Here is a 17,254-nt window from a genome sequence, read left to right on the forward strand (position 1 = left end):
CAATCATATTTGAAGGCCGGTTACCGGTTTACTGACAACTCAAACCCGGACCGTTTACACAAAATGCTTTACATGCCCGAAATCTTCGCCTTCAATATTGACATTAGGATGAATTATCATCTTCGCGGTGCTGCTAAAGATATAAATGTAGCCGGTTTCCCCGATTTTTTTGTTCCTGAGTTGAATTCGCAGATTTCTTTCGAGTTCATTCTTTTTTAATTTAATGTCATGGTCAATCATGTCCAGATAAACGCCGGTACCGATCACCCATTGCCAGGCCTCGAGATGACGGGAAAAGGTCAGTTTCTCATAAAGCTGTTCATCCTTTAATTTCCTCCATGAATAGCGATGAAAGCCTTCTCCATCCCGTCGCGCGATCTCAACCATTGGAGGCACGATCAAAACCCCGTTGGGATCCCTGACCTCCGACATATCCCGCCCCTGCAGGGATGGATGACCAATCAATACCGAATTATAGTCGCTGACATAAAAATATTCATCCTCGCTGTATCTCAAACCGGCGACATAATCCAGAGCCTGTTGTTGTTTGGCGCACAGAAGCTCCTGCAGATTACATTCTGTGCCGATTATCCAGTTCATTTCTGGAAAATAAAAAATATAGACGAGATACTCCTCCACCTCCCCAGAAGAAGGGGGTTTAGCCATCGATAACCAGTAAAACCCTTCCCGGCTTGTTTGGCAATCGTCGCAAATGCCTGAATAAATAATTTACCTTCCGCATCCGCAAGCGAAACCAGATCTCGATGGTTAAATTCCGGTTTTAAGGGATGAACCACACAGTAAGTACCCTGATGAATAAAGAAACAACCCGCGCCCTCATCGTAGCGATAAATTCTGACAAGCTCGCGGAGAACCTTTTCCAGCCCCTCCCTGGGCAAATGCTGACTGCTCAGATATAGCTGTTGCAGTTGTAGATGAAAATTTTCTACGGCTTTAGAGACATGCAGCTTAATTGCTTCCGGTTGAGTTGCAGCACAAAGATCTTCAACCAGGTTAACCGCGATATCGGTTAGATTTTTTAATTCTTTTTTATGCATGGTCAAAGCGCTTCGTTTATGGCTTTCCAATTCCTGGGCCGCACTGCTGACCGCGCGGTCAGAATCTCCTGCAACACCGCCTTGCCGGCTTTTTCTTCCAGATAGACAGCCCGTTCTTCGACCTTTGGAGAGACGAAAAAAAGCATCACTCCGGTATAAATAAAAACGATCAGGATATTTACCGCGATCACCTTGAAATATATTTTAGAAAATATTTCCATCTGAGTAGTTTCAAAACTCCGTTCTTAACCTGCCGATTAAAGTTTGCAACAAAAAAAGGGCATGAAACCTAATTCATACCCTTTTTTTAAGCTATATCCTGATTTCAGTTTTACATAATCATTTTTGCTGATTCACGCGCCAGTTCCCAGATATAGGAAGGAAAGATTCCCATCTGCAAGACGCCAAAAGCTGCCAGAGAAAGCGCCGCAACCAGAGTCCCGGCGGGAGCTATAATATTAAGTTCCCGTTCTGGTTCACGAAAATACATGCGAACGATAACGCCAAGATAATAATAAAGCGAGATCACGCTATTAATGACGCCAAAAATCGCCAGCCAAATATATCCGCCCTTGATGGCCTCAGAAAAGATGAAGAACTTGCCCATAAAACCAGCTGCAGGTGGAATTCCAGCCATAGAAAACATGAAAATCGTCATCATCATGCCAAGAAACGGGTATTTAAACCCGACCCCGGAAAAATCCGCCAAGTCATTGAATTCTTCATCTTTCCGACCCATGGCTGATACGACTGCGAAGGCACCGATATTAGTGAAGGCGTAACCCATCAGGTAGAAAAGCACGGCCGAACGAGCGACTTCACTACCAACCACAAAGGCGACCAAAATATAGCCGGCATGAGCGATACTGGAATATGCCAGCATCCGTTTAATACTGGTCTGCGAAATCGCCACTACATTACCAATCGTCATGGTCAGAAAAGCTGCCAACCACATAATTGCAGTCCAGTCAACCTGCATAGCTCCGAAAGCCACGAAGAAGACCCTAATCAAGGCGGCAAAGGCCGCAGCTTTTACCCCGGTGGCCATAAATCCGGTAACTACACTCGGGGCCCCTTCGTAAACGTCAGGGGTCCACATATGGAAAGGAAACATCGCTACCTTAAAACCAAACCCGACCGTCATCAACGCCACCCCCCCCAACACCATGGGGTGATGCAACATCAAAGGATTAGCGGTAAAGAAATTCCCCAGCTTAACGATGTCAAGGGTACCACTGGCTCCGTAAACCAAAGCAAAGCCGTAAAGCAGAAACCCTGATGCAAAGGCTCCCAACAGAAAATACTTCAGAGCAGACTCAATCGATTTTCCGTCTTCCCGTTTAAAACCGGCCAGGACATAAATCGAAATCGACATCGTTTCAAGCGCGACAAAAACCATTATCAAATTGCCCGCATTGCCCATAAATGACATTCCGAAGGCCGCGAACAACAGCAGACAGTAATATTCACCACTTTTAATCGATGGACAGATGCGCTCATAATTCATCGAAACCAGAATGGTCAGAAAAACCACACAACCTACCACCAGGGTTATGAAGAAGCCAAAGCCGTCCGCCATCAACATTCCAGCATAAGCTGCTTCAAAACTGCCACGATTCATGAAGAGAGCAATCAAAGCGAACGCTACGCCTGTCAGCGATAAGGCACCGAGTGAGGTTTTGCCCTCTTTCCCAGCAAAGACGTCAACCAGCAAAACTGTCAGCGCTGTCAGCGCCAGTGTTATCTGTGGCAGAATCGCCTTAAGGTTTAGTGCCGGGACAATAAATTCCAGCATTTCCATCACTCTCCTCCAATTATGAATATGGTATTTTAAATTTCCGGGTTACAGCTTGAAGCCTTATTGCACAAACAAAGATTAATCCACTACAGCCGTGCGCACCTGGTCTTGCTCCAGTACGGCAGCTATCTTGGCTGCGTGATTCCCCTCTCGGTTTTCATAATAGGCGACTTTCTGCTGATAGTTTTTCAGAAAGTGTTCACATGATGCATCCATTTTCCGCAAAAAATAACCCGGAAAGAAACCCATAACAAAAACCAGCAGGGCCAACGGCAGCAAAGTGACAATCTCTCGCGCGTTAAGATCCTTTAATTTCTTGTTTTCTTCCTTATCAAGGGGTTGAAACATCACCCGCTGATACATCCAAAGCATATAAAGAGCCCCGAGAATAGCGCCCGAAGTCGCGAACACGGCATAGATGGGAAAGGATCTGAATGCTCCGACCAGAATCATGAATTCACCGACAAAACCATTCGTCCCCGGCACCGCGATCGAGGACAGGGTCGCAATCATGAAAAAGGTCGCAAAAATTGGCATCACTTTGGCAATGCCGCCGAAATCTTTAATCATTCGGGTATGACGACGCTCATAAAGCATTCCGACGATAAGAAACAGCGCCCCCGTGCTGATACCATGGTTGAGCATCTGGTAAATCCCGCCTTCTACCCCCTGCAGATTGAAGGCAAAAATTCCAAGCATAACGTAACCGAGATGGCTGACACTGGAATATGCCACTAATTTTTTCATATCCGGCTGAATCATGGCAACCAGCGCGCCATAGATTATACCGATGACTGCCAGACAGACAACTACCGGAGTAAACTGACTACTGGCATAAGGAAAAAGTGGAATAGCGAAGCGTATGAAACCATAGGTACCCATTTTCAGCAGAACTCCCGCCAGGATCACGCTCCCCGCAGTAGGGGCCTGAACATGAGCGTCCGGCAACCAGGTATGCAAAGGGAACATCGGCACCTTGATTGCAAACGAAACAAAGAAGGACAAGCACAGCCAGAACTGGGTTGATACCGGAATGTCAAGTTTATAGAGCTCCAGCAAATCAAAAGTCCAGATTCCGGTATATTTATGATTCAGGTAGTAAAGAAAGAAGATCGACAGCAGCATGAAAACAGAACCGGCTGCCGTATAAATAAAAAACTTCACGGCTGCATAAATTCGGTTATCCCCCCCCCAGACGCCAATCAACAGATACATAGGGATAAGCATCAATTCCCAGAAAATGTAAAAAAGAATCATATCGAGGGAAACCAGCGCCCCAATCATCGCAGTTTCAAGCAACAGCAAGCAGATCATAAACTCCTTGACCCGCTTCTCGATGTAGGTCCAGGAACAGAGAACACAAACGGGAGTAAGAAAGGTTGCCAACAAGATTATCCAGATACTAATACCGTCAAGGCCAACAAAGTAACTCAGGCCGGCACTCTCAAGCCATTGATAACGCTCGACAAACTGCATAGCAGCGGTACCGTTCTGAAAACTGAACAGCAGGGGCAGCGAGATAAAAAACTCAATTACGGCAAAAACCATGGCCGTGCCCCGAAGGGTATCTTTGGCTTCCTTGTCGATAAACATCAGGATCAGAACCCCGAAGATCGGAAAAAAGGTCACAAAACTGATAAGTGGAAAACCAAGCTGATTCATGTAACGCTCTCCCTGCTGTTAAAGTAGTATGGGAACTATAAGCAACGTCAGTTTATGGCTAAATCCGAAGCGGCTTTGGCCAAAACTATAGTGATTTAAGAAAATAGTAGGCCAAAAGAACCACGGTTCCTAAAACTACCGAAACCGCATAACTCTGGACGTATCCGGACTGTATATAACGCACAACCGAACTGCTCCAGCCGACCACTCGAGCCACACCATTGACCAAGGCATCAATGACTGAAACATCAATCCCCCGCCAGAGAAAATAGCTGAACCCCCGTAACGGCGAGATAAAAACAAGGTCATACAGTTCATCGACATACCATTTATTCAAAAGCAGTCTATGGATAAAAGGAAATTTTCCCGCTAGAGCAACGGGTATATCGCGTTTTAAAATATACATAATATAAGCCAGGAAAATCCCGAAGCCCGCGATAGCAACCGACACCGCCATCAATAAATACTCCACCCAAAGGGGAGGATGATGGGCATGAGCATGCCCGGCTGCGGCCAGATGTCCAACTGCGCCATCCGCCAGATGACTGGCCGCATGTCCTCCCTGAGCCAAGGCAACAGTCGCATCCTGCAGTACTTTTCCATCACCCAAGCCCATAATAGGCTCAAGAAAATGATGAAAATGGTTGCCGCCGCCCAGGGCGTGCGGGACCCCCAGATATCCCCCCACCGCAGCCAGTACAGCAAGGACACAAAGGGGAAAGGTCATGGTTGCGGGAGACTCATGGATATGCTCGGCGGCATTCCCCGCTCGACAATCATTAAAAAAGGTCATAAAGAGCAGTCGAAACATATAAAAAGCCGTCATCCCGGCTGCACAAGCTCCAAACAACCACAGGAGCCAATGTCCCTGGGGGCTGCTGAAAGCCTGCCAGAGGATCTCATCCTTACTGAAAAATCCGGAAAATCCAGGGATACCGGCAATCGCGAGACAGCCGACCAAAAAGGTCCAGTAGGTTATCGGCGTCTTACTCTTCAGACCACCCATATTACGCATGTCCTGGGCATCATCATGAGAATGGACTTTATGATAGGCATGATGCATGGAATGAATTACGGCGCCGGAACCAAGGAACATCAACGCCTTGAAGAAAGCATGCGTTAACACATGAAACATTCCGGCCGAGTAAGCCCCCACCCCAAGTCCAAGAAACATATAACCAAGTTGACTGACGGTCGAATAGGCCAGTACCTTTTTAATGTCGTTCTGAACCAACCCGATTGAGGCCGCAAACAAGGCTGTCAATGCACCTACCGTGGCGATGACCGCCATGGCTAGAGGTGACATTGAAAATAAAACATTAGATCTGGCGACCATGTAAACCCCGGATGTAACCATGGTTGCAGCATGGATCAGAGCACTGACCGGTGTGGGACCTGCCATCGCATCCGGAAGCCAGACATAGAGTGGAATCTGAGCCGATTTGGCTGTACAGCCGATAAAAAACAAAAGGCAGATAGCGGTGGCAGTATTTTTGGACAAAAAATGAACGTTGCTGAAAACCTCAGTGAACTGCAGACTCCAGACCCCATGCTCGCCCAGCCCCGTAAAGAGCATAAACATACCTATTAAAAAAGCAAAGTCTCCCACTCGGTTGGTAATAAAGGCTTTCTTACCGGCAATCGCATTCGCCTCGACATCAAACCAAAAACCGATCAACAGATATGAACACAGACCCACGCCTTCCCAGCCCAGAAACATTAAAAGATAGTTGTCAGCCAGAATCAGATTGATCATGGAGAACATAAACAGGTTGAGATAGACAAAAAACCGATAGTAGCGGCCCGGGTCCTCGCTCATGTATCCAATTGAGTACACATGGATCAGAAAACCAATTCCGATGACAAACATGGCCATCATCATTGAAAGAGGGTCGATCTGATAGGCGATATAAGTTTGCAGTACTCCACAGTTAATCCAGCTAAAACAAGTTACCTGGTGCAACCGTTCTGCCGCCGGCAGACCTAGCAACTGTAAAAATATGATACAGGTAACTATAAAGGAGAGAGCAACCATCCCGCAGGCTATCCAGTGGATCAGACTCTTGTTGATCGCTTCCAATCGACGTCCCAACAGGCCGTTAATCAAGACTCCGATGGCCGGAAAAACCGGTACCAACCAGATATAATCGAACATACCTATATCTCCTTAAAATTTCTGATAAATATAAAGCTATCGTCACGCTGCAGCAAAAAGCCGCTCACCACTTCATAAGATTAAATTTATCAAGATCAATGGAACCATATTTACGATACATGAGAACGAAAATAGCAAGACCAACTGCGGCTTCCGCAGCAGCCACCGCCATCACGAAAAGAACCATGAAAATACCGTCCAAGGAGTGAGTCGCTCGACTGAAAGTAACAAAGGCGAGACTGACCCCTCCCAGCATGACTTCAATACACATGAAAACTACAATAGCGTTGCGTCTACAGATGGCGCCAGCAGCTCCAATTAAGAAAAGTACTGCCGATAATGCCAAATAAATACTTTGATTTTCAATCATTGCCAGCACTCCTCACTGCACACGTTTCGCCAAAACAACGGCCCCGACGACTCCGGCCGTCAAAAGAATCGAAGCGACTTCAAATGGCAACAGGTAATCTGAAAAAAGAAAATTCGACAGCACGGCGACGCTCCCATGAGCGGCTACCAGGGCGTCTGTTATCGGGCCTTGCATAGCGCTGAGACTGCGCCCCAAACCAACCATCAGAAGCTCGACAAGAAGAATAAACAGCGCTCCAACCCCGACGATCTTGGACACCCGCGAACCTACTTTGGCATCTTGTTCCTGGCGAATATTCAACATCATAATCGCGTAGACAATAAACATCATAATCGCCCCGGCATAAACGATAACCTGTAACATCGCCAGAAATTGAGCATGTAGCAACACATACAAAAAGGCCACCATAAAAAAAGACAGTACCATCCACAAGGCGCTATGCAAGGTCGAGCTGGCGAATATCACCAGCAGAGAGGCTATCACGGCCAACCCGCCGAAAATCAACAAAAATACCAGTTCCATCAATTCTCTCCTGCACCAGTCGCGCTATTTACCGTTAAAGATAAACTTTTCAGGGTTTTTTAATTTCTCGATGTCAAAAATAAAATCTTCCCGCTTATAGTCGACAAAGTCGTAAACCTTTGTTAGTTCAATCGCATCCTTAGGACAAGCTTCCTGACAGAAACCACAAAAAATACAACGCAGTTCATCGATAACGAACTCTTTCGGATAGCGTGTCTGGCCTTCTTCTTCGTAAGGGACGATAGAAATCGCATGCGAGGGACAGATTTTAGCACAGAGTCCGCAGGCGACACATTTCAACTCTCCCCGCTCATCGATCTTAAGTCGATGCAGACCCCGCCAGCGATCGCTGACCTCTCGCCTTTCAGTCGGATACATAATCGTTATCGGTTTACTGAAAAAATTCTTCAGAGTATGTCCGAGCCCCTTCAGTATCGGAACTATATACTTTCCGGTGGGTCGCCGATCGCTGATATTCAGGATATAATCTTTATCTGACATGTCATCCTCTTTAAAAATCCGACTACCCGCGCTCAGCCGGCAGCGCCAGGTATAACTTTATAATCATATCTACAGGTTGAAGACCAGCATCCACAATCCGGTAAGCAAAATGTTGAGCAATCCGAAAGGCAAAAGAATTTTCCATCCAAAGCTCATGACTTGGTCGTAACGCAAACGCGGAAAGGTTGAACGTTCCCAGACACAGAAAAAGATTATGATAAAACTTTTGAGGAAAAACCAATGCGGACCATCAACAATCGGACCGTGCCAGCCGCCCAGGAAAAGAGTCGTGACCAAGGCTGCAAAAACAAACATATGACAGTATTCTGCCATAAAAAACAAAGCAAATTTCATGGAGCTGTACTCCACATTGAACCCACAAGCCAGTTCGGCTTCAGCCTCAGGCATATCGAAGGGAGTACGGTTGATTTCCGCCAACCCGCAAATCAGAAATAAGATAAAAGCAAAGGGCTGTTTGACAATATTCCAAAGTCCGGTTTGAGAATTCACAATATCGATCAGACTCAGAGAACCGGAAACCATAACCACCGCAATTACCGCCAGAGCTAGAGACAGCTCATAACTGATCATCTGCGCCGAACCACGCAGGCCCCCAATCACTCCATATTTATTGCCTGACGACCAGCCCCCGAGGATCCCACCATATGACCCCAGGGTAGAAATCCCGAGAACCAACAGAATCCCGATATCAAGATCAGTCAGGTATAAGGTTATTTCACGTCCCCAAAGAGTAATCTTATCGCCAAACGGCACGATTACGATTAGGGTCACCGAGGCTCCGATGCTGATGATGGGCGCCAGTAAAAACAATGCTTTATCGGCGTTATCCGGAATCAATTCTTCCTTGAAAAAACCTTTGATTCCATCCGCTATGGGCTGCAGCAAACCATGAAAACCAACCCGGTGCGGACCGTGCCGCAACTGAACATGCCCCAGAACTTTACGCTCAATCCACGTAGAGTAAGCCACAATCAGAAGACTGACCGCGAAAGCCACCAGGGTTTTAATAATCAATATAGTCATGTACTCAAGCATCCGTCATACCTCTAACGAAGAACGGTTGAGATTGCAGATTACAACTTTCCCGGCCCTACCGGAAAGAACCTCAATCATTAAGACTTTTCCACCTTAACCGCACAAACCTTATACTCCGGTATCTTGGCTACCGGATCCAAGGCAGCGTTAGTCAAACGATTTACGGCTATTTCATAAAAATGGAAAGGCACAAAGACTACCCCCGCTGCCGGCCGCCGGGTTAGCCAGGCTTTAACCTTGATGCTTCCCCGCCGCGAGGTGATTGATAACAGTTCACCATCTGCAATCCCCAGACGAGCCGCATCATCCGGATTGATTTCAGCTCTGATCTCAGGATGAACCTTGTTCAGGCCTTCACCCTTCCGCGTCATCGTGCCGGTATGAAAATGCGACAGCACCCGGCCTGTCGTCAGAATAAAAGGATATTCCGCATCGCATTCTTCAGCCGGCGGCTGATGATCAATGGCAAAGAAAAGGCCTTTCCCGCGGGCAAAAGTATTGACATGCAGGATCGGGGTTCCCGGATGATCCTTATCAAGACAGGGCCAGGCAAGACCGCCATTCTCCAGGCGCTCATAAGTGATCCCGGCATAGCTCGGGGTTAATTGATTAATCTCACGCATGATCGCTGCGGCGCTGTCATATTTCATTTCATAACCCAGACGGGTCGACAGTTCCGCGATTATGACACGATCCTCTCGGGCCTCTCCAGGCAAGGTCAACGCCTTGCGAACGCGCTGTACCAATCGCTCTGAATTGACGAAGGTCCCATCTTTTTCAGCGAATGAAACTCCTGGCAGAACCACATCGGCAAACTTTGCGGTTTCAGTCAGGAAAATATCCTGTACGACAAGGAAATCCAACGCCTTGATACAATGTTCGATATGATCAAGATCAGGATCACTGAGTAAGGGATTCTCACCCATTATGTACATGGCCTTGACCTTGCCCTCAGCCGCAGCCGGAAACATTTCAGTCAGTTTTAAACCAGGCTCTGAATCAAGAGCGTCAACATCGACTCCCCAGGCCTTGGCAAACTTCGCCCGAACTTCATCCGAGCCGACACTCTGATAGCCGGTATAGACATTGGGCAGACCGCCCATATCGCAGGCCCCCTGGACGTTGTTCTGTCCCCGCAGAGGATTGACCCCACCGCCCTCGACACCGAGATTACCGCAGAGCATCGCCAGGTTTCCTAACGACTTGACGTTATCGGTTCCACAGGTATGCTGGGTGATTCCCATGGCGTAAAGAATGGAGGCGGGCCGCGCCTGTCCGTAGAGTTTGGCGGCGGCATACAATTCAGCCTCCTGCAATCCGGTGATTCCGGCAACATAGGCAGGGGTGTATTTCTGAAGTTTAGCGGCGAGCTCGGCGTAGGCCTCACAGCGCTCATCGATATAATCCTGAGCGGCCCAGCCCTCTTTGATAATAATATGCATCAAGCCGTTGATCCATGCAATATCGGTCCCCGGTCTCGGCTGCAGATAGAGCTCGGCATAGTCAACCAGGTCAATTTGGCGCGGATCGATAACCAAGAGTTTAGTCCCGTGTTTCAATACCGCTTCTTTCAGATAATTGGCAAAGATAGGATGGTTTTCCGTCGTATTGGTACCCGTCACCAGGACTGTCTCGGCCTTGAAAACATCCTTGATCGGGTTGGTCATCGCTCCACTGCCAAAGGTTGCGGCCAGACCGGCCACCGTCGAGGAGTGTCAGAGCCGTGCGCAGTGATCGACATTATTGGTCCCGATCCCCGCACGCATAAATTTCTGAAAAAGGTAATTTTCTTCGTTTGTACAACGGGCTGAAGTCAGACCGGCAATCGCCCCGGATCCGAACTGATCCTTGATTGCCGCAAATTTATTCGCCACCAAGCTTAAGGCTTCATCCCAGCTCGCTTCCTGGAACTCTCCGTCCTTTTTAATAAGCGGCGTGGTAAGCCGTTCCGAACTATTTATAAACTCGTAACCGAAACGCCCTTTGACACACAGACTGCCATGATTGATACCGGCGTTTTCTTTGGTTGTAACCGCAATCACGCGGTTGTTCTGAACATTCAGTTCCAGCTGACAGCCGCAGCCGCAATAAGTGCAGGTGGTCGGAACCCGTTCCACCAACCAGGTCCGCCCTTTATAGCGACCCAGGTTCTCCGTCAAGGCTCCGGTGGGACAGACCTGTAAACATTCTCCACAGGACTGACATTTCTCCGGATCAATCGCGGCCACCTGAGTTCCGTAACCGGTTCCTTCAATGCTGATCGCCCCGATCCCTTTAATTTCCCGACAGGCGGTCACACAGCGCAGGCACATGATACAACGGTCGGGCCAGTAGCGAATCAGCGGGGTCGCATAGAGTGCTTCTCTCTCGATTTTTGCCGCGGAGTACTCGACCTTATCAATACCATGTTCAAATACCAGATCTTGAAGCAAGCATTCCCCGCCCTTATCACAGACAGGACAATCCAAGGGATGATTGACCAGGATAAGCTTCAGGGAATCCTGTCGTATCCGGATAAGCCGCTCAGATGTTGTTACCACCTCAATGCCATCTTCAACCGGTGTCGTGCATGCCGCCATGGGATGCTCGAAGCCCTCTATCTCAACTACACACATGCGACAAGATCCGATCGGATTCATCCGCTCATGGTAGCAAAGGGTCGGAATTCTGATACCGACACTTTTGGCTGCCTCAAGGATGGTCGATCCCTGGGGGACTGTGACTTCCTTGCCGTCAATCGTCAACGTGACCATACTTTTTTTCCCTGCGCTAAATTATCTAACTTATTTTTTTCAATCACTGGTTAAATCTAGTTTTCCATTAATGTCCTCAGACTTTAATGGTTGCCACCCGGTAACAGCGCAGGCAGCGGTCCGCCTCGGCCATTGCTTCCTGCATGGAATAGCCTTGCTCGACTTCGTCATTGGTAAACTTCCGAACCTCAGGATCGAGCATTTTCAACTCATGGCGCTCGCGCCCGCCAAGAAAACCCAGATTTTCCGCCGGGTCATAAACCTTGACCTTTTTAAACAGTTTGTCAAAATAATCATCTTCAGTGTATTCCAGAGGCAAGCCATTGATCATCCTATCAATATTATAGGCCGCAGTCCGACCTCCGGCACAGGCGGTAATCAAGGCGCCAGGACCGGTTTCGCAATCCCCTCCCGAAAAAATCTTCGGTTGATCCGTCTGTTTAGTCAGCCCATCGACAACCACGGTTTTCCAGCGCGTCGTCTTGACATCAGCGCGCCCTTCAAAAAGAGACAGATCCATGGTCTGACCGATGGCCGGCACGACGATATCGCAATCAATAACAAACTCAGAACCCGCCACCGGCCGTGGACTTCTGCGACCGGATTCATCCGGCTCACCGAGCTCCATTCGCACACACTCAAGGCCGACGACCTTACCCTTTTCAGCCAGGATTTTTATCGGATGCGTCAGAAAATGAAAATTAACTTTTTCTTCTTCCGCATCGTGAATTTCGACATCATCGGCCGGCATTTCATTTTTGGTACGACGATAAACCAAATTAACATCTTCCTTATTCACTCGGAAAGAACAGCGTACGCAGTCGATCGCGACATTACCACCACCCACCACGACCACCTTTTTGCCGGCCGGATAAGGATCACGTCCCTGGTTAATATCGAGCAGATACTGCACCCCGGAAATATAGCCCTCATAATTCTGATCCTCGCCTTCCACCCCCATGCTGGTTCCCAGCTGGGCGCCGATGGCGACAAAAACCGCATCATTATCAGACTCCAACTGACTCAGCTTGATGTCCTTGCCAACCGTGGTTTCGTAATTAAACTTGACCCCCATGTTCTCAATGCGATCAACCTCACCCCGTAAAATTGGACGGGGCAGGCGATAATCGGGAATTCCCATGGCCGACATGCCGCCAGGCTCCGCAAAACGTTCGTAAACCGTTACCTGATGCCCCATCCGCGCCAGATGATAAGCGCAGGTGACCCCGCTGGGGCCGGCACCAACAATCGCCACCTTCCCGGTTTTAGCCGAATGACGGACAACAAATTCAGGCTCCAGCCCTTTACTGAGTTCGTAATCAGCCACAAACCTTTTCAGAAATTTAATGGAAATTGGAGCATCAAGATTCATACGCCGGCAATGCTCCTCGCAAGGTCGCACGCAGACCCGACCGACGACCCCGGGAAGCGGCAATTTTTCGCGTATGATATTCAGGGAATCCTGGAAGCGGCCTTCTCTGATACATTCGACATAACTGGGAATATCAAGATGAATCGGACAAGCATCCATGCAGGGTGCGGTTAACTTACTGCGATAGAGACCACCGGACGGGCGTTTTTCATTTGCGCTTATTGCCGCAGAGAAATCATCGGCAAAATATTCTAGGGCATGGAGAACCGGCAAAGGACCGGATTGACCGATGTTGCATTTGGATGACTCCCTGATGGAATCGGCCAAACGTCCAAGCATCCCGAGATCTGCTTCCCGACCCTGTCCGGCACAGATCCGCTCCAGAATTTCAGCCATTACCCGCGTACCGATACGACAGAGAAAACATTTTCCGCAGGATTTGGCCTGAATCTCCTGCATATAGACTCGGCATAAATCGATGATGTCGGTTTCAGGATCGCGCACGACCAAGCCGTACCAGCCCATCAGGGCCTTTATGGCCTCATCCTGTCTGAAATATTCCGGCAGCTCCAGACTGTTGACCGGTTCAAAGTCCTGGCTCTCTTTGCCGCGGTTATCAACCACCTCACCGCCCCAGGAACTAAATAAAATCTCAGCCATTAACCGACTCCCATTCAAAATAATCCAAATTATCTCGTTTTTCCGTTAGTGTTAACGGTCTATTTCACCAAGAACAATATCGATACTTCCAATAATCGAGATCGCATCGGCGATCATGTGTCCGAGCATCATTTTTTCCAGCGCACTGACAAGAATAAAACAGGGGGAGCGAACTTTCATGCGGTAAGGCTGTTCACTGCCGTCACCAACCAGATAAAATCCCAGCTCGCCTTTAGACCCTTCCACAGCATGATAAACTTCACCTTCCGGCACGACCGGGCCCTGACACTGAATCTTAAAGCGCCGAATCAAAGCGCTGATATCGTTTTGCACCTCATTCAAAGCTGGGTTCGAGATCAGTGGGTCTGCCACATTTACCGGCCCCTCGGGCAGATTTTCCAGGGCCTGTTCAATGATGTTGAGAGACTGTAGAAACTCTTCCATACGAACCAGATAACGGTCATAAACATCACCGTTATCACCTACCGGAATCTTGAAATCAAAGTCATCATAACTACTATATGGGCGCGCCTTACGTAAATCATAAGGAACGCCGGAGCCCCGAATCGAAGGCCCGGTCAGCCCATAATTTATCGCATCCTGAGCGGAAATACAGCCAATCCCCATGGTCCTTTTACGCCAGATGATATTATCGGTCAGCAGCGTGTTATAACCGGCGACGGCAGTCGGAAACCATTTGATAAAATCACGAAGATACTTAATGAAAGCCGGAGTGATATCCTTGGCCACACCACCAATACGGAGGAATGATGGGGTTAATCTGTAGCCGGAAACCTCCTCGGTCATATTCATAATCATTTCACGGTCGCGGAAGGCATAAAACACCACCGTCATAGCTCCGATATCCAGAGCATGACTACCAATCCAGAGATGGTGTCCCATGATTCGAGCCAATTCACCCATGATAACCCTGATGTACTGGGCCCTCTTCGGCACATCAATCCCCAGCAATTTCTCGACCGCCGTACAATAACCTAGATTATTGAGGGTTGCTGCCGTATAATCAAAGCGATCGGTCAGCGGAATCACCTGCTGATAATTCATGTTTTCGGCGATTTTTTCAATGCCGCGATGCAGGTGCCCGATATGGGGCGTGACCTTGACGATTGTTTCGCCATCAAGCTCCAGTACCAGTCGCAGAACCCCGTGGGTTGCCGGATGGTGCGGCCCCATGTTGATGGTCAATAATTTACCCTCAGCCATCGCTTCCAACCTCAAATAATATTCACTGCTCGGTTACAAATCATAAACCAACTGGATTACAGCACCCGAATCGTATCCGGATTCCATTGCTTATCAAAATCTCTACCCTTCAAGGGAAAGTCCTTACGCAAGGGGTGCCCTTCGAATTCATCCCACATTAGCAGGCGACGCAAATCCGGATGCCCGCTGAAACGAATGCCCATCAAATCGAAGATCTCACGCTCGGGCCAGTCTGCCGATTTCCAGAGATCTGTAGCGCTCGGCACAGCGACCCCATCCGCAACCCTGATCTTTACCAGCAAGCGACGAAAATCATCCATGGAATGGAGCACATAGACAACCTCAAAACGAGGCTCATGCGGCAGCCGATCAATCGCCACCACATCAGAGAGATGATCATAATGCAAATTCGGATCAGATTGTAGATAAGCCAGGATATCATGCAATTTTTCAAGGCTGACGATCACGGTCAGGTCACCCCTGAAATCTACCCCGGCCACAACTGCCTCATTAAATTTGCTTTTCAGCTGTTCCAGCACCTTTGCGTTTTCCATACTCATAATTCGGTCTCTTTTTTTGAAAGGTCAACTTAACACAAACTGACGATTTCCGACTTCTTGCTGGAGGGCTCTTCATAGTCGGGACGCAGAGAAAACCTCTCATGCCCAATCTTGTCCTGCAACTTCATGATACTGGCCAGCAAAGCCTCGGGACGCGGAGGACAACCCGGGACATAAACATCAACCGGAATTATCTGATCAACCCCCTGAACAACCGAATAGCTCTGAAAAACACCGCCACAGGAAGCACAGGCTCCCATGGCAATAACCCAGCGTGGCTCCGCCATCTGCTCATAGATCCTTCTGACCATGACCGACATCTTCTTCGTCAACGTTCCGGCCACGATCATCAGGTCAGACTGACGCGGCGAGGGACGAAACACCTCCGAGCCGAAGCGGGCGATATCATAGCTTGCCAGACTGGTGGCCATCATCTCCAGGGCGCAGCAGGCCAGACCAAAAGTACAGGGCCAAATCGAATTCTTCCGGCCCCAGTTAACCAGACTTTCAAGGTTGGTAACCAGAAAACCGTCACCCTTTAACGTACCCTCTATTCCCATTCCAAGGCTCCCTTTTTCCAGACATAGATATAGCAGACGAAGAGAACGACCATAAAGATGACCATTTCGACAAAACCAAACAAGCCCAGCTTCTTATAGTGCACCGCCCAGGGGTAAAGGAAAACACATTCCAGGTCGAAAACCAGAAAAAGCAGGGCCACCACGTAATATTTAATTGGTGTTTGAACATATGTCGCTCCAACCGTCGCCATACCGCACTCGTAGGTTTCTTTTTTAACCCGGGAACGACGTTTCGGGCCAAGAACGCTGGAAAGAGCAACCGCCACAACCCCGAAACCCAACCCAACCATCATCATCAGTAGTACGGGCACATAATCAAGCAACATATCATTCTACCCCTGACTCGGCCGGACCCATGCCGCCGCTACCCAAACGACACCACGAATTAGCCCGGAATAATAATTATGTGAAGCATTTATTAAGGGGAGCTTATATACCGACCCCCCTTACCTATGTCAAGAAAAAAAATGGCGTCAAGACAAATACAATCGACAGTTTTTTGCCCCGCGCTCACGCTTGCCGGGGTTCAGTCAACTCTTGGTTTTACCTCGCGTCAGGACAATAACAAACATTGTTTTCTACTTTCAGGGAAAAAAGGCTTGAACAAATCCAACCCAACTTGCCCCAAACGGTTTTCCGCCACAACCTTAACATTATACATTATTCCTAATTCAGTATTTATTATAAATGTTTTTCACCATCTATAATTGCTTGCTTTCCTAATGAACAACATGCTAATTGACTAAATCCATCAGGCACTTTAATTTGAGGTGAAACACATTGCTATAATGCTGTTTAATTATTTTTCGCGTTTAGCCCTCGATATCAAGCCTGACCTCTTAACCTAAACAGCAAAGTTAAAAGGTGTTGCGACAAAGCGTTTTTTTTTAATTCACAGAGAATTTCGAGGCCATAAGCGACCTAATCTTGGTTGTTTTTCGCTTCGAAGCTCCTTATTCAGTCCGCCGGTTTGATTTTTTGC

At 48.2% G+C, this 17,254-nt stretch carries 16 protein-coding genes; all 16 read right to left on the reverse strand.

Annotated elements, in window-relative coordinates; translation table 11 throughout:
• Positions 1-54: 54 nt before the first annotated feature.
• Positions 55-729: a hypothetical protein gene (locus ENN66_02160; GenBank protein HDS15423.1), complete on the reverse strand. Its 675-nt coding sequence runs from the start codon at positions 727-729 to the stop codon at positions 55-57.
• Positions 597-1,058 (reverse strand): hypothetical protein, encoded by a 462-nt coding sequence (locus ENN66_02165; GenBank protein HDS15424.1) that lies wholly within the window; start codon positions 1,056-1,058, stop codon positions 597-599. The genes ENN66_02160 and ENN66_02165 overlap by 133 nt, the downstream gene beginning before the upstream one ends.
• A gap of 2 nt (positions 1,059-1,060) precedes the next feature.
• Positions 1,061-1,279, reverse strand: a complete 219-nt coding sequence (locus tag ENN66_02170) for a hypothetical protein (protein ID HDS15425.1) — start codon at positions 1,277-1,279, stop codon at positions 1,061-1,063.
• Positions 1,280-1,389: 110 nt separating this feature from the next.
• Positions 1,390-2,859, reverse strand: a complete 1,470-nt coding sequence (locus ENN66_02175; protein ID HDS15426.1) for an NADH-quinone oxidoreductase subunit N — start codon at positions 2,857-2,859, stop codon at positions 1,390-1,392.
• A 75-nt stretch (positions 2,860-2,934) separates the two neighbouring features.
• Positions 2,935-4,518, reverse strand: coding sequence for an NADH-quinone oxidoreductase subunit M (locus ENN66_02180; GenBank protein ID HDS15427.1), 1,584 nt, complete (start codon positions 4,516-4,518; stop codon positions 2,935-2,937).
• Between the two features lie 85 nt (positions 4,519-4,603).
• A complete protein-coding gene (locus ENN66_02185) occupies positions 4,604-6,673 on the reverse strand; it encodes an NADH-quinone oxidoreductase subunit L (protein HDS15428.1) in 2,070 nt (689 codons plus the stop codon).
• 64 nt (positions 6,674-6,737) lie between these two features.
• On the reverse strand, positions 6,738-7,043 hold the full coding sequence (gene nuoK, locus ENN66_02190) for an NADH-quinone oxidoreductase subunit NuoK (protein HDS15429.1): 306 nt from the start codon (positions 7,041-7,043) through the stop codon (positions 6,738-6,740).
• A gap of 12 nt (positions 7,044-7,055) precedes the next feature.
• Positions 7,056-7,565, reverse strand: a complete 510-nt coding sequence (locus ENN66_02195) for an NADH-quinone oxidoreductase subunit J (protein HDS15430.1) — start codon at positions 7,563-7,565, stop codon at positions 7,056-7,058.
• A 24-nt stretch (positions 7,566-7,589) separates the two neighbouring features.
• Complete coding sequence (locus ENN66_02200; protein HDS15431.1) at positions 7,590-8,066, reverse strand: NADH-quinone oxidoreductase subunit I; 477 nt, start codon at positions 8,064-8,066, stop codon at positions 7,590-7,592.
• A 69-nt stretch (positions 8,067-8,135) separates the two neighbouring features.
• Positions 8,136-9,122 carry an NADH-quinone oxidoreductase subunit NuoH gene (gene nuoH, locus ENN66_02205; GenBank protein HDS15432.1) on the reverse strand — a complete coding sequence of 329 codons (987 nt, stop codon included), beginning with the start codon at positions 9,120-9,122 and terminating at the stop codon, positions 8,136-8,138.
• A 77-nt stretch (positions 9,123-9,199) separates the two neighbouring features.
• Positions 9,200-11,875 carry a formate dehydrogenase subunit alpha gene (locus tag ENN66_02210; protein HDS15433.1) on the reverse strand — a complete coding sequence of 892 codons (2,676 nt, stop codon included), beginning with the start codon at positions 11,873-11,875 and terminating at the stop codon, positions 9,200-9,202.
• 76 nt (positions 11,876-11,951) lie between these two features.
• On the reverse strand, positions 11,952-13,907 hold the full coding sequence (locus ENN66_02215) for an FAD-dependent oxidoreductase (GenBank protein HDS15434.1): 1,956 nt from the start codon (positions 13,905-13,907) through the stop codon (positions 11,952-11,954).
• A 51-nt stretch (positions 13,908-13,958) separates the two neighbouring features.
• Positions 13,959-15,131, reverse strand: a complete 1,173-nt coding sequence (gene nuoD, locus ENN66_02220) for an NADH dehydrogenase (quinone) subunit D (GenBank protein HDS15435.1) — start codon at positions 15,129-15,131, stop codon at positions 13,959-13,961.
• Positions 15,132-15,187: 56 nt separating this feature from the next.
• On the reverse strand, positions 15,188-15,691 hold the full coding sequence (locus ENN66_02225) for an NADH-quinone oxidoreductase subunit C (GenBank protein HDS15436.1): 504 nt from the start codon (positions 15,689-15,691) through the stop codon (positions 15,188-15,190).
• A gap of 29 nt (positions 15,692-15,720) precedes the next feature.
• Positions 15,721-16,251, reverse strand: coding sequence for an NADH-quinone oxidoreductase subunit B (locus ENN66_02230; protein ID HDS15437.1), 531 nt, complete (start codon positions 16,249-16,251; stop codon positions 15,721-15,723).
• On the reverse strand, positions 16,242-16,598 hold the full coding sequence (locus ENN66_02235) for an NADH-quinone oxidoreductase subunit A (protein ID HDS15438.1): 357 nt from the start codon (positions 16,596-16,598) through the stop codon (positions 16,242-16,244). Before ENN66_02235 ends, ENN66_02230 begins: the two co-directional genes overlap by 10 nt.
• Positions 16,599-17,254 lie beyond the last annotated feature (656 nt).

This window comes from Pseudomonadota bacterium, assembly GCA_011049115.1.
Classification (GTDB): Bacteria; Desulfobacterota; Anaeroferrophillalia; order Anaeroferrophillales; family Tharpellaceae; genus DSCM01.